Consider the following 13,878-nt stretch of genomic DNA (forward strand, 5'->3'; position numbering starts at 1 on the left):
AAAGTGTATACTGTAAAAGACCTGCCAGTCGAAGATGATACACAAAACGGAGGTAAAAAATGAATAAAGAAGATAACGTAAATAGTTTAGCACACACAAAATGGAATTGCAAGTGTCGCATCTATTGTAACGCTACATTTTCATATATATTAATATAAAATAAATGTTGAACTGCAGGTGTAATTGTGTTATAATACTACCGTTAATTTGGATTTTTATATCCATTTCATTTTTCCACGAAAGGAATTTATTGTATTATGGCATACAGAACACATAATTGTAACGAGCTTACATTTGATAATTTGAACGAAAGAGTACAGCTTGCAGGCTGGGTTGATACTATTCGTGATCACGGTGGTGTAGCATTTATTGACCTTCGTGATGAATACGGGGTTACACAGGTTGTTGTAAATGATGACGACCTCATTAATCATCTGCGTAAGGAAAGTGTAATCAGCGTTGAGGGCACAGTTGTTAAAAGAGATGCCGAAACCGTAAACCCAAAGCTTGCAACAGGTGAGCTTGAGGTTAAGGTTGACAGTCTTACAGTGCTTAACCCATGCACTGAAAATCTTCCTTTTGAAATCAGCGAAAGCAAGGAAACCCGTGAGGACATTCGTCTTACCTACCGTTTCCTTGATTTGAGAAATAAAAAGGTACACGATAATATTGTTTTTAGAAGTCAGGTTGTATCGTTCCTTCGTGAAAAAATGACATCACTCGGCTTTACCGAAATTACAACTCCTATTCTTACCTGCTCATCACCTGAGGGTGCAAGGGACTACATTATTCCGTCCCGTAAGCACGAGGGCAAGTTTTATGCTTTGCCACAGGCACCGCAGCAGTTTAAGCAACTTCTTATGACATCGGGCTTTGACAGATATTTTCAAATCGCCCCTTGCTTCAGAGACGAGGACGCAAGAGCAGATCGCTCTCCCGGTGAATTTTATCAGCTTGATTTTGAAATGGCATTTGCAACACAGGAGGATGTATTTGAGGTTGCCGACGAGGTTCTCTACGACACTTTTGAAAAGTTCGGCGGCGGCAAAAAGATTTCTCCAAAGCCATTCAGAAAGATTCCTTTCGAGGAGGCTATGCTCAAGTACGGTACAGACAAGCCTGATTTGAGAAACCCTCTTGAAATTGTTGATTTGACCGATTTCTTTGCCGATGTAGAGTTTAAGGCATTTAAGGGCAGACCTGTTCGCGGTATTAATGTTCCGGGCTGTGCAAAGCAGTCAAAGGGCTGGTTTGAAAAGATGCTCAAATATGCTTTGGAGATTGGTATGAAGGGACTTGGCTATATCGAGGTCCTTGAAGACGGCTCATACAAGGGCCCTATCGATAAGTTCCTCCCTGATGATAAAAAGGAAGAGCTTCGTTCAATCTTCAACTTTAAGGAAGACGATACATTGTTCTTCATCTGTGATACTCCAAAGGTTGTTAATGAGCTTGCAGGTATGATAAGAACAGAGCTTGCAAACCGTCTTGACCTTATTGATAAGGATAGATTTGAGTTCTGCTATATTACAGATTTTCCAATGTTTGAGCGTGACGAAAACGGTCAGCTTATCTTTACACATAACCCATTCTCTATGCCGCAGGGTGAGATGGATGCTTTGCTCAATGAGGAGCCTACATCTATCAAGGCATATCAGTACGACATTGTTTGTAACGGCGTTGAGCTTTCATCGGGTGCTGTTCGTAACCACAGACCTGACGTTATGGTTAAGGCATTTGAGATGGCGGGATACAGCGAGGATACCGTTAAGGAAAAGTTCGGTGCCTTGTATAATGCGTTCCATTACGGTGCGCCGCCTCATGCAGGTATGGCACCGGGTGTTGACCGTATGATTATGCTGCTTAAGGATGAGGAAAATATCCGCGAAATTATTGCATTCCCAATGAACAGCAATGCACAGGATATGCTTCTCGGTGCACCAAACTATGTTACCGAGCTTCAGCTTCGCGAAACTCATATTAAGCTTCGCAGACCGGTAGAAAAAGACTAAAAATTTTTGGAGGCAATTATAATGCAAATCACTCCGGATTTAATTAAATATCTTGAAAAATTGGCACGCATCACATTGAGCGAGGATGAGGAAAAGAAGGTCGGCAACGAGCTTCAGGATATTCTTACCTATATCGATATGCTCAATGAACTTGATACCGACGGCGTAGAGGCTATGAGCCATTGCTTCCCCGTAACAAATGTTATGAGGGAGGACGAGGTTGCTCCTTCTATGTCGCCTGACGAAATAGTGGCAAATGCCCCTGAAAGTCAGGATGGCTATTTTGTAGTGCCAAAGACTGTGGACTAAGGAGGGTGTAAATATAAAATGGAAATATATGAAATGACAGCCCTTCAGGTTGCAGAAAAGATTAAGAATAAAGAAATAACATCTATGGACGCAGTGGAAAGTGTTGCAAAGGCAGTTGAGCAAAGAGATGCAACCTATAACTGCTACGTTTCATTTGATAAGGACGAGGCTTTGCAGCAGGCAGAGCTTGTACAAAAAAGGATTGATGCAGGGGAAACAACATCGTTGTTTGCAGGTGTTCCTATTGCAATAAAGGATAATATCTGCGAAAAGGGTAAGCTTACATCCTGCTCATCAAAAATTCTTTCAAATTTCCGTCCGCCGTATAACGCAACTGTTATCAACAAGCTTGTTGATGCCGATATGGTGCCTTTGGGCAAGGTTAATATGGATGAGTTTGCAATGGGCTCAACAACCGAAACATCCTTTTACGGTGCAACCAAAAACCCTTGGGACATTACAAGAGTTCCGGGTGGCTCATCAGGCGGTGCTGCGGCTTCTGTTGCAGCCGATGAAAGCATTGTTGCACTTGGCTCGGATACAGGCGGCTCTGTTCGTCAGCCTTGTTCATTTTGCGGTGTAACAGGTCTTAAGCCAACCTATGGTGCCGTGTCTCGTTACGGCTTGATTGCATATGCTTCATCACTTGACCAAATCGGTCCAATCGGCAAGGATGTACTTGATGTTGCCGGTGTGTTTAACGTAATAAAGGGCAAGGATGTTAAGGATGGAACATCAATGCAAAGTGAAGCATTTGATTTGTCCGCAATTAAGGTTGACAGCCTTAAGGGTAAAAAAATCGGTATTCCAAACGATTACTTTGGCGAGGGTATAAGCCCCGAGGTTGCCGCAAGCGTAAAGGCTGCTGCTCAAACACTTGTTGATCTTGGCGCGCAGGTAGAGGAGTTTGATATGCCTATCGTTAAATATGCAATCCCTACCTATTACATCATTGCCTGTGCAGAGGCCTGCTCAAACCTTTCTCGTTTTGACGGTATTAAGTACGGCTACAAGTCAAAGGATGCCTTTAACCTTACCGATGTTTATTTCAAATCTCGTTCAGAGGGCTTTGGTATGGAGGTTAAAAAGCGTATTATGCTTGGCAACTTTGTGCTTTCATCAGGATATTTTGATGCTTATTACAAAAAGGCGTTGCAGGCAAAGGGCCTTATTTGCAAGGCGTTTAACGAAGCGTTTGAAAAATATGATTTTCTTCTTGGACCTGTTGCTCCAACAACAGCGCTCAAAATCGGTGAAGGCCTTTCCGATCCTCTTGCAATGTATCTTGGCGATATTTACACAGTAATGATTAATATTGCAGGCTTGCCGTCACTTGCACTTCCTTGCGGATTTGACAGCAACTCAATGCCTGTCGGTATGCAAATTATCGGAAAGCCTTTTGATGAAAAGACTATTCTTTCAGCCGGATATGCTTTCCAAAATGCAACCGACTTTCATAAGAAAAAACCAAATCTTGTATAGGAGGCAGTAGATATGGATTATATTACCGTTTGTGGTCTTGAGGTTCATACAGAGCTTGCCACTAAAACAAAGATTTTTTGCAACTGCACAACAGAATTCGGCGGTGAGCCAAATACTCATGTTTGTGAAATTTGCTCCGGTATGCCGGGCACCCTTCCCGTTGTAAACAAAAGGGTGGTTGAATTTGCAGTTCGTACCGGCCTTGCTCTTAACTGTGAGATTACACAGTACAATAAGTTTGACAGAAAAAATTATTTCTATCCCGATTTGCCAAAGGCATATCAAATTTCACAGCTTTATCTTCCTATTTGCAGAAACGGCTGGGTAGAAATCAACGATAGCATTAACGGCGGCAAAAAGAAGGTTAGAATACACGAAATCCATATGGAAGAAGACGCAGGTAAGCTTGTTCACGATGAGTGGACAGACAGCACGCTTGTAAACTATAACCGTTGCGGCGTTCCTCTTTTGGAAATTGTATCGGAGCCTGATATTGCAAGTGCTGATGAGGCAGTTGAGTATGTAGAAAAGCTTCGTGCCATTCTTCAGTTCTGCGGTGTGTCCGACTGTAAGATGCAGGAGGGCTCGCTTCGTGCCGATGTTAATGTGTCCGTTATGAAAAAGGATGCAACCGAATACGGCACAAGAACCGAGATGAAGAACATCAACTCGTTTAAGGCTATCCACAATGCAATTGAGGCAGAGGCAGAGCGACAGATTGAAATTATCGAGGACGGCGGCAAGATTGTTCAGGAAACTCGTAGATGGGATGACAGCAAGGGTGCTTCGTCTTCTATGAGAAGCAAGGAGGACGCACAGGACTATAAGTATTTCCCTGAGCCAGACCTTCCTCCGATTGAGCTTTCCAATGAGTATATTGAGCAAATCAGGACAACATTACCGGAGCTTCCTGAGGATAAAAAGGCACGTTATATCAGTGAGTATTCTCTTACCGAATACGATGCAAATATTCTCTGCTCGGATAAGGCTTACGCAAGCCTGTTTGATAAAACAGTAGAGATTACCAATAATCCAAAGGACTCTGCTCACTGGATTATGGGTGACCTTATGAAGCTTATGAATGACACTCAAACCCTTCCTGAAAACATTTCATTCAGGACAGAGAGCTTGGGCGAAATCATTAATCTTGTTAATACCAATAAGGTTTCGCGTGAATCTGCAAAAAAGGTGCTCAAGGCAGTGTTTGAACAGGATGTTATCCCCGAGGCATATGTAAAAGAGCATAATATGGAAATGGTATCCGATACAGGTGCCATTCAGTTTGTAATTGAGGAAATAATTGCCAATAATGAAAAGGCAGTGCAGGAATATAAAGAGGGTAAGGAAAAATCCTTCAACTTCCTTGTCGGCCAGTCTATGAGAGCATTAAAGGGCAAGGCTCCTTCAACAGAGGTAACCCGTATCCTTAAGGAATTGCTCGGTTAAAAAACAAAAAATATAGACGTATCGAAGTAAGCTTTTCGATACGTCTTTTTGTTTTGTTTATTCGTTTTCTTCGCTTGCACGTTTCTTTACAATGAAATCGTGCACCGTGTCAGCAAGCTCGCCGTGCAGCTTGAATTTCGCCGTGAAAACTATGAGCGATGCCAAAATCAATACAGGAGGGACGGCAAAGCAGATAATGCCAATGCCTATTTTTGTGCTGTCGTTAATTTGTTTTGTGGCAGATGTAATTTGCTCGTTGTAGTTCATCAATGCCAAGCCTCCAAACAAAACGAGAGTTTGGATGGTGTATGCCATTTTTTGCAAAAAGCCCTTCATAGAAAAGGTTATAGATTCGTTTCTTTCACCGTTTTTGTATTCGCCGTAGTCAACAATGTCGGCAAGGAATATTGTTTGACCTACAAACATTGCTGCAATACCTGTTGATGAAACAATGTATGCAATGTCAAGCGCGATGGTGATTTTAAGCACGGGGCCGAAAATGTACATTAATATATATCCTATTATAGTGGCAACAAGCGATATTTGATATATCGTTTTTTTGTTGAGCCATTTGGAAAGGATGGGTATTACAAGCAGACCGAGCACGGAGCCGACGGCACCGATTGTTTGGAACAGTGATTGTGCCTTTGGATTGCCAAGCACATCTGCAAAGTAGTATACTGCCGTGCCTGATGTCAGGTACCATCCGGCGTTTGACAGCATTGCAACTATCATAAACACAACTAATTGGTCGTTGTGAGCGATTACCGAAAAGATTTTTTTGAACGAAAACTTTGACTTTTCACCGTAGACAACGTTTCTCTCCTTGGTTGTCAGCACACAGATTGTTGAAAATACTACAAGCAATATTGCAAGTATTCCCGCCCATCTTGAAAAGCCTGTTGCACTGTATCCCTTATCTGTCTTTATACCTGTTGAAAGCATGGGCAAAATGATAGGGGAGGCAACCGTAACGATACCCTGTCCGAGACCGGAGAAGGTTCTTGCAACCGTTGATACCATATTTCTGTCCTTCGGGTCGGATGTAAAGCTTGGTATCATACTCCAATACGGAATGTCAGCCATGGTATTTGTCATACCCCAAAGAATATACATTATACCTATATATACATATAAGGCTGTACCGCTTAATCCAAACCTTGTGAATAACAAAAACAGTACAACTGCGTTTGACATGGCACCGATAATTATCCAAGGTCTGTATTTGCCTTTTTTTGTTCTTGTGTTGTCAACGATTGTTCCCATCATAGGGTCGTTGATTCCGTCCCAAATCCTTGCAAGTGGGGTTAAAAGCAACAAAAATCCCTCTTTCAACCCTAAAACGCTTGATAAATAGTAGCTTAGGAACGAATAAAACATACCGTAGCTTAGGTCAAGACCTATTGCACCGACGCCAAATCCTATTTTTTCACCCCAAGTAGTTTTTCTTTCTTCCATTTCATCACTCTGCCTTTTGAAGATAATATAGGTGTATTATATCATACCTATTAACATTTGGCAAACACAAAAGGTTACAAAATAATTACAAATTTGTAATTAAACTTTAACCAATTCAAAAGGCTTTTGCTGAAAAAAATCCTTGACTTAGTGCATTGTTACTATTATAATGAAAGCATACGGTGGTGCAAAAACCCATAAAGTGTATCTAAAAAACATAATTTTCCCTAAATTTTCATTGATTTGTGGAGAGATTAGACTGATTTGAGGAAGGAGGATGCTTTTATGGACAATTATTTATACGGTCACAGAGTGCATAAGCTTGATGCAAAAAGCCGTATTGCCATTCCGTCTCATATGCGTTCTCGCCTTGGTGATGAGTTTATTGCGTCGCTCGGTCTCGGTGATTTTATTTCGCTTTATCCGCAGGATCAGTGGGAGGAGCTTCTTAAAAATGTTCAGCAAAGCAAGCTCCCGACAGAAAAGAAGAAAAAGGTATCAATGTATCTTGTGTCATCTGCGGACAAGGTGTCACTTGATACACAGGGCAGACTTCTTATTAATGATCGCCTGAAGGACAAGGTTTCCCTTACAGGTGAAAAGGAAGCCGTCGTTTTCGGTAATATCAACCATATTGAAATATGGAACAAGTCTATGTTTGAGGCTCAGGTTGAGTCTATCAGCAAGGATGAGGTAATTGATATTATGGACGAGCTTAACGGCTTGGGTATTTGATATGGAGTTTGTTCATAAAAGTGTGCTGTTTGATGAATCTATCGATTCGTTAAATATAGATGATAGCAAAACAATAGTTGACGGTACGGCAGGTGGCGGAGGTCATTCACGTGCAATAGCTGCAAAGGCAGGCAGGCTTATTGCCATAGACCAAGACCCTGACGCGATAAGGGTTTTGCACGAACGCCTCGATGATTTGGGAAATGTCACTATTGTTCAAAGCAATTTTTCCAATGTGGATCAAGTCTTGAAGGAGCTAAATGTAGCATCTATCGACGGAATGTTACTTGATTTGGGAGTAAGCTCCTTCCAGCTTGATACTGCGGACAGAGGCTTTTCTTATCATAAGGACGCACCTCTTGATATGCGTATGAGCAAATCGGGGCTTAGTGCAAAAGATGTGGTAAACACCTACAGCGAGGAAGAGCTTGCAAATATCCTCTTTAAGTACGGTGAAGAAAAGTTCGCACGCAGAATTGCAAGGAACATTGTTCTTGCCAGACAGGACAGGCCTATAGAAACAACGGGTGAGCTTGTTGAAATAATAAAGGCTTCGTATCCAAAGGCAAAAATGCGTGATTCTCATCCGGCAAGAAAAACCTTTCAGGCTATCAGAATAGAGGTAAACGCAGAGCTTGATGTTCTTGAAAAAGCACTTGACAAAGCACTTGAGTGTCTTGCACCGGGAGGCAGACTGTCCGTTATAACCTTCCATTCGCTTGAGGATAGGATAGTTAAGGAACGATTTAATCAATGGGCAAACCCTTGCACCTGCCCAAAGGAATTTCCGGTTTGTGTTTGCGGAAAAAAGCCGCTTGGCAAATTGGTGTTTAAGTCAAAGGCTCCTACAGCTGCCGAGCTTGAGGAAAATCCGAGAGCAAGGTCATCAAGATTAAGGTGCTTTGAAAAGTTTTAGAATTATAATGAAACGAAACGGAGGTGAATATAGTGACAAATACAAATGATTTTCGCAGATACTCATATCAAAGCGACACATCGTATATGATTGATGGCTTTAATTTGAGCCGTTCTTCTGCTGCACCAAAGCGCAGGCAGGAGCAGCACGAGCAGGAGGATGCCAACCTTAAGCTTCGCGAAAACAGTAAAATAAAAAGTGCAGATCAAATAAAGCACGAGCAGGCACTTTGCACAAAAAGAGCAGCGGCACTTTTGCTGTGTGCAGTTATGGTTATTGCGTTTGTAGGATTAACACTGTATTCATTCGCCGTAAAAAATGAGCTTACAAGAGAAATTTCCTCTGTAAAGGTTGATATAGCAAATGCACAGAGCGAAAACATCAGTCTTCAAAGTCAGCTTGATGCGATGGTGTCTATCAGCATGATTGATGACTATGCGGTGAATAAGCTTCATATGACAAAGATGAAATCCAATCAGGTTCAGTATATGGATGTTGAACAGTACAAGCAGGATTATATGAATAGGATAAACCAAAACAAAACTCTTGCCCAAAAGCAGTTAAGTAATAAATCAAAATAATATGCGTACTATTAAGAGAGTCGGAAATTTCCTACTCTCTAAAATGCTTTTTTATAGGACTGAAAAATCGGTCGATTTTTATGATATATGAGAAAACGAGGTGATAATAATGGCATGGGATTTTAACAAGCAGGGCATAAGAAGGCTTGCGATTTTGGCCTTTATTATCGCTTTTCTTTTTTCGCTTGATGCGTTCAGGGTATTTTACATTTCTACCGTTAAGGGCGATGAATTTGCCGCCAAGGCAGAAAGCCAACAGCTCAGCGACCTTGAAATTGAGGCAAAGCGAGGCTCAATATATGACAGTGACGGCAATGTCCTTGCACAGTCGGCAACAACATGGAATATTTTTCTTGACCCTCTTAACATTACAGACGGCAAAAGAGATACGGTTGTTAACGGCCTTGCAGAGATTTTGAAGCTTGATGATGAGGAAAAGGCAGAGCTTTTGGAAAAAAGCAAAAAGAATACCCACTATGCCGTTATAGCAGAGCAGGTTGAAAATGACATCAAGGAAGAAATAACACAGTTCAAAATTGATAACAAGCTGTCAAATATGATAGGCACGGAGCAAAACACAAAGCGATACTATCCCTACGGACAGTTTGCATCAAATGTTCTTGGCTTTACGGGTGACGACAATCAAGGACTTTACGGCCTGGAATACTATTATGACGACACGCTAAAGGGCACAAACGGCAGAATCATTACTGTTAAGGATGCTCAAAAGCACAATCTGCCTACAGATTACGAAACCTCCATTGATGCGGTTGACGGTAATTCACTTGTGCTATCTCTTAACCAAAATATTCAGTACACCCTTGAAAAAGACCTTTCGGCAACTATGAACGAGTACAAGGCAAAGGGTGCCTACGGTGTTGTAATGAACTGCAAAACAGGCGCAGTGCTTGCCCTTGCATCACTACCTGATTATGATTGCAATGAGCCATACAAGCTTACGTATTCAAAGGATATTAAGGCGATAGAAAAAATCACCGATGATGAAGAAAAGACTGCGGCAAAATCACAGGCCATTCAAAATCAGTGGAACAACTTTGTAACATCGGGAACATATGAGCCGGGCTCGGTTTTCAAAACCTTTATTGCGGCCGAGGCTCTTGAAGAAAACGTTGCAACGTTAAAGACAACATACACCTGCACGGGCTCAATCAGGGTTAAGGATTATGTTATGAAGTGCCACTATCATCCCGGTCACGGTACGGAAACCTTTACGCAGGGATTGGAAAATTCCTGCAACCCGTTCTTTATCACAATAGGTCAAAAGCTCGGCGTACATAATTATTTCAAGTACTTTGACGCGTTTGGCTTTACTCAAAAAACAGGCATTGACCTTCCGGGCGAGGCAGGCTCGCAGTACTATAAGGAAAATCAGTACGGTATCGTTGAGCTCTCGTCTGCATCCTTTGGTCAGTCAAACAGCCTTACTCCAATTCAGCTTTGCACAGGTCTTTGCGCAATAGCAAACGGCGGTACACTTCTCAAGCCGTATGTTGTTGACCATATAATTGACTCAAACGGCAACACGGTAAAGAAAACTCAACCAACAGAGGTAAGACGTGTAATCAGCGAGGAAACCTCCAAAACCGTTCGCCAAATGATGAAATCGGTTGTTGATAACGGTACGGGCAAAAACGGCTACGTTGCCGGCTATCGTGTGGGAGGCAAAACGGGTACATCAACAAAGCTTGCCGAATCTACCGATGACAAAACAAAGTACATTGTGTCGTTTGCGGCAATCGCACCTGCTGATGATCCGCAGGTTGCAATGCTTATCATTATGGATGAGCCAAATCAGGATTTGGGTGGCGGTGCGTTGTGTGCACCAATCGCAGCACAGGTAGTTCAAACCTGTATGCAGGAAATGAATATTGAGCCGGAGTATGATGAAAAGGAAAGCAAAAATCTTTCCGTATACACTCCAAATGTAATCGGTAAAAGTATAAGCGATGCCAAGGCAACGCTTAACGATAAAAACCTTAAGTATCGAGTAATAGGTGACGGCAAGAAGGTTCTTCGTCAATCTCCTGCCTCATCATCAACAATTCCTACAAACGGCACGGTTGTTTTGTACACCGAAAAGGGAGAGAAAAAAACCGTAACCGTTCCCGACTTTATAGGCTTGACCGTTTCCGAGGCAAATTCACTTGCTTCCGAATACGGATTAAATGTTGAAATCAGCGGTATTAATCTTTCTGCATCAAATGTTGTTGCATATAAGCAGAGCACGGAAAAGGGTCAAACCGTTTCTGCCGGCACTGTAATTACCGTTTCGTTTAAGAATACAAATTCAGTTCTTGACTGATACTATACATATATAGGAGCAATGATATGAAGCTTTCACAGATTTTGAAGAATGTTAGGGTAAAAAATGAATATACCGACAGGGAGGTTACGGATGTCACCTCTGATTCAAGGCAGGTAAAGGAGGGCTTTTTGTTTGTTTGCATTAAGGGTGCGTCGTTTGACGGTCACTCCGTTGCACAGCAAATGCTCGACATTGGTGCCGTTGCAGTTGTTTGCGAATATGATTTAGGTGTGGAAAATCAAATTATTGTTGATGACACACGCAAGGCATATTCTCCGATTTGTGCATCATTTTTCGGCAATCCTGCCGACAGCCTAAAGCTTATAGGTCTGACAGGTACAAACGGTAAAACAACCACAACCTTTTTGATTAAGCAGATTTTGGAGAATGTGGGCAAAAAGGTAGGTCTTATAGGCACTGTTCAAAATATGGTAGGTGATGAGGTTTACCCGGCACATTACACAACTCCCGATCCTCACGAGCTTCAGTCACTATTTAGAAAAATGGTTGATGCAGGCTGTGAATACTGCATTATGGAGGTATCGTCACAGGCTCTTGCACAGGGCAGAGTAGAGGGAATACATTTTCATATCGGTGCTTTTACAAATCTTACACAGGATCATCTTGATTATCATAAAACATGGGAAAACTACTTTGAGTCTAAAAAGCTTTTGTTTAAGGCTTGTGACTGTGCGGTAACAAATCTTGATGATGAATACGGCTTAAAAATTGTTGACGGATGTGATTGTAGGGTTGTTACCTACGGTGTTGACAATATGAAGGCAGATTTTGTTGCACGAAATGTAGGATTTTCCGCAAACGGTGTCAGGTACGACCTTGTAGGTGAAAAAATGGGCAGAGTAAGCTGTCCTATTCCGGGTAGATTCAGCGTGTATAATTCACTTTGTGCCACCTCTGTTGCTTTGACCCTCGGCGTTGATTTTACGGATGTGCTTGAGGCAATATCAAAGTCAAAGGGCGTTAAGGGCAGAATAGAGGTTGTGCCTACTCCCAATCAAAATTATACTGTAATTATAGATTATGCTCATTCACCCGACGGCTTGGAAAATATCATCTCATCTCTTAAGGAAATTGCAAACGGCAGAGTTGTAACTGTATTCGGCTGCGGCGGAGACAGAGATAGAACAAAGCGCCCAAAGATGGGAAAGATTGCCGCAGAGCTTTCTGATTTTTGTGTTGTAACATCTGATAACCCGAGAAGTGAAAATCCATCTGCAATTATTGAGGATATTCTTGAGGGTATGAAGGATACCACAACACCGTATGAGGTTGTTGAAAACAGAAAGGAGGCTATTGCCTGGGCAATGAAAAATGCACAGCCTAACGACATTATTCTTCTTGCAGGCAAGGGCCACGAAACCTATCAGATTCTTCCAACCGGAACAATTCATTTTGATGAAAGAGAAGCGGTTGCAGAGGTTTTAGAGGAACTAAATAAATAATGAAAAAGCAAAGATTGTCGCAGATTGCATCGGTGCTCGGTGCAACCTATAATGTTGATGCCGAATTTGATTCGGTATGCATAGATACAAGAAAAATTACAAAGGGATGCCTGTTTATTTGCATTAAGGGTGAACGCTTTGACGCACATCAGTTTGCCAATGAAGCGTTAGAGCTTGGAGCATCTGCTGTTATGATACATACCGATATTGAGCCAAACGGTGCTTATATCAGGGTTGATGATACATCATCGGCAATGCTGAAATTGGCAGGCTACTATCGCTCACAGTTTGATATTCCCGTTGTGGGGCTGACAGGCTCTGTAGGAAAAACAACTACCAAGGAGTTTACTCACCTTGTTGTCAGTGCAAAATATAATGCAATCAAAACACAGGGTAATCTTAATAATGAAATCGGCTTGCCTCAAATGCTGTTCCAAATTGACAGTACCACCGAGGCGGCAGTTATTGAAATGGGTATGAACCACTTCGGCGAAATATCCAGACTCACAAGAGCTACCCGACCGACTGTCGCATTGATTACAAATGTCGGTGTTTCTCATATAGAAAATCTTGGCTCACGCGAGGGAATTCTAAAGGCAAAGCTTGAAATATGTGAGGGCTTGAGCGAGGGAGCACCTTTAATTCTAAATGCCGATAACGATATGCTTAAAACTGTTAAGGACAGCAAGCATAGGGTAATATTTTACGGTGTTGATAACGGCGATTTTAGGGCAGTTAACATCAAGCAAAGCGACTGCTCAACCGAATTTGATGTAGAATACTACGGTAAATCACAACATATAAAAATACCCACTATCGGAATTCATAATGTGTACAATGCTCTTGCCGCATTTACTGTGGGATACGTTTTGGATATTGAACCGCAGCTGTGTGCAAATGCACTTGAGGGCTATGTTCCTGCCGGTATGAGACAGAGGGTTACGCAGGTTGGAGGAATTAAATCCATTGAGGACTGCTATAATGCATCACCTGATTCAATGCGAGCTTCCATTAAAGCATTGGCTGATATTAAGGGCAATAAAAAAATAGCCGTACTTGCCGATATGCTTGAGCTTGGCGAATATTCAAGAGAGGCTCACCTGTCGGTAGGAAATATGGTTGGAGAAAACAAAATTGATATTCTCCTGGC

11 protein-coding genes are annotated in these 13,878 nt (G+C 42.0%); 10 read left to right on the plus strand and 1 reads right to left on the minus strand.

Going from position 1 to position 13,878, the window contains the following annotated elements; translation table 11 throughout:
• The first annotated feature begins 257 nt into the window (after window positions 1-257).
• The 4 genes from aspS to gatB are packed head-to-tail and all read left to right on the plus strand — an operon-like array spanning window position 258 to window position 5,249.
• Window positions 258-2,012: an aspartate--tRNA ligase gene (gene aspS, locus Q0P34_RS06255; protein ID WP_294954417.1), complete on the plus strand. Its 1,755-nt coding sequence runs from the start codon at window positions 258-260 to the stop codon at window positions 2,010-2,012.
• Between the two features lie 21 nt (window positions 2,013-2,033).
• Window positions 2,034-2,321: an Asp-tRNA(Asn)/Glu-tRNA(Gln) amidotransferase subunit GatC gene (gatC, locus tag Q0P34_RS06260; RefSeq protein ID WP_294954420.1), complete on the plus strand. Its 288-nt coding sequence runs from the start codon at window positions 2,034-2,036 to the stop codon at window positions 2,319-2,321.
• Window positions 2,322-2,339: 18 nt separating this feature from the next.
• Entirely contained in the window at window positions 2,340-3,803 is a 1,464-nt protein-coding gene (gatA, locus tag Q0P34_RS06265; RefSeq protein WP_294954424.1) for an Asp-tRNA(Asn)/Glu-tRNA(Gln) amidotransferase subunit GatA, read from the plus strand.
• A gap of 12 nt (window positions 3,804-3,815) precedes the next feature.
• On the plus strand, window positions 3,816-5,249 hold the full coding sequence (gatB, locus tag Q0P34_RS06270) for an Asp-tRNA(Asn)/Glu-tRNA(Gln) amidotransferase subunit GatB (RefSeq protein ID WP_294954427.1): 1,434 nt from the start codon (window positions 3,816-3,818) through the stop codon (window positions 5,247-5,249).
• Window positions 5,250-5,306: 57 nt separating this feature from the next.
• On the opposite strand, the gene Q0P34_RS06275 is transcribed toward gatB, so the two are convergent.
• On the minus strand, window positions 5,307-6,707 hold the full coding sequence (locus Q0P34_RS06275) for a glycoside-pentoside-hexuronide (GPH):cation symporter (RefSeq protein ID WP_294954430.1): 1,401 nt from the start codon (window positions 6,705-6,707) through the stop codon (window positions 5,307-5,309).
• Between the two features lie 285 nt (window positions 6,708-6,992).
• On the opposite strand from Q0P34_RS06275, the gene Q0P34_RS06280 reads away from it, so the two are divergent.
• The 6 genes from Q0P34_RS06280 to murF form a co-directional block, all read left to right on the plus strand.
• Complete coding sequence (locus Q0P34_RS06280) at window positions 6,993-7,442, plus strand: hypothetical protein (RefSeq protein WP_294954433.1); 450 nt, start codon at window positions 6,993-6,995, stop codon at window positions 7,440-7,442.
• Between the two features lies 1 nt (window position 7,443).
• Window positions 7,444-8,358 (plus strand): 16S rRNA (cytosine(1402)-N(4))-methyltransferase RsmH, encoded by a 915-nt coding sequence (rsmH, locus tag Q0P34_RS06285; protein ID WP_294954446.1) that lies wholly within the window; start codon window positions 7,444-7,446, stop codon window positions 8,356-8,358.
• Between the two features lie 32 nt (window positions 8,359-8,390).
• Window positions 8,391-8,939: a hypothetical protein gene (locus Q0P34_RS06290; protein WP_294954436.1), complete on the plus strand. Its 549-nt coding sequence runs from the start codon at window positions 8,391-8,393 to the stop codon at window positions 8,937-8,939.
• A 109-nt stretch (window positions 8,940-9,048) separates the two neighbouring features.
• Window positions 9,049-11,262: a penicillin-binding transpeptidase domain-containing protein gene (locus tag Q0P34_RS06295; protein WP_294954439.1), complete on the plus strand. Its 2,214-nt coding sequence runs from the start codon at window positions 9,049-9,051 to the stop codon at window positions 11,260-11,262.
• Between the two features lie 26 nt (window positions 11,263-11,288).
• A complete protein-coding gene (locus Q0P34_RS06300; RefSeq protein WP_294954442.1) occupies window positions 11,289-12,728 on the plus strand; it encodes a UDP-N-acetylmuramoyl-L-alanyl-D-glutamate--2,6-diaminopimelate ligase in 1,440 nt (479 codons plus the stop codon).
• Window positions 12,728-13,878: UDP-N-acetylmuramoyl-tripeptide--D-alanyl-D-alanine ligase (gene murF, locus Q0P34_RS06305; protein WP_294954444.1), on the plus strand; the 1,151-nt coding region annotated here is incomplete at its 3' end. The genes Q0P34_RS06300 and murF, both read left to right, overlap by 1 nt.

Origin of the sequence: uncultured Eubacterium sp. (assembly GCF_945980375.1) — a bacterium.
GTDB lineage: Bacteria > Bacillota > Clostridia > Oscillospirales > Acutalibacteraceae > Eubacterium_R.

Bases quoted from the DNA above. Each gene is read 5' to 3' on its own strand.
- aspS (WP_294954417.1), top strand. From the start codon at position 258: ATGGCATACAGAACACATAATTGTAACGAGCTTACATTTGATAATTTG.
- gatC (WP_294954420.1), top strand. From the start codon at position 2,034: ATGCAAATCACTCCGGATTTAATTAAATATCTTGAAAAATTGGCACGC.
- gatA (WP_294954424.1), top strand. From the start codon at position 2,340: ATGGAAATATATGAAATGACAGCCCTTCAGGTTGCAGAAAAGATTAAG.
- gatB (WP_294954427.1), top strand. From the start codon at position 3,816: ATGGATTATATTACCGTTTGTGGTCTTGAGGTTCATACAGAGCTTGCC.
- Q0P34_RS06275 (WP_294954430.1), bottom strand. From the start codon at position 6,707: ATGGAAGAAAGAAAAACTACTTGGGGTGAAAAAATAGGATTTGGCGTC.
- Q0P34_RS06280 (WP_294954433.1), top strand. From the start codon at position 6,993: ATGGACAATTATTTATACGGTCACAGAGTGCATAAGCTTGATGCAAAA.
- rsmH (WP_294954446.1), top strand. From the start codon at position 7,444: ATGGAGTTTGTTCATAAAAGTGTGCTGTTTGATGAATCTATCGATTCG.
- Q0P34_RS06295 (WP_294954439.1), top strand. From the start codon at position 9,049: ATGGCATGGGATTTTAACAAGCAGGGCATAAGAAGGCTTGCGATTTTG.
- Q0P34_RS06300 (WP_294954442.1), top strand. From the start codon at position 11,289: ATGAAGCTTTCACAGATTTTGAAGAATGTTAGGGTAAAAAATGAATAT.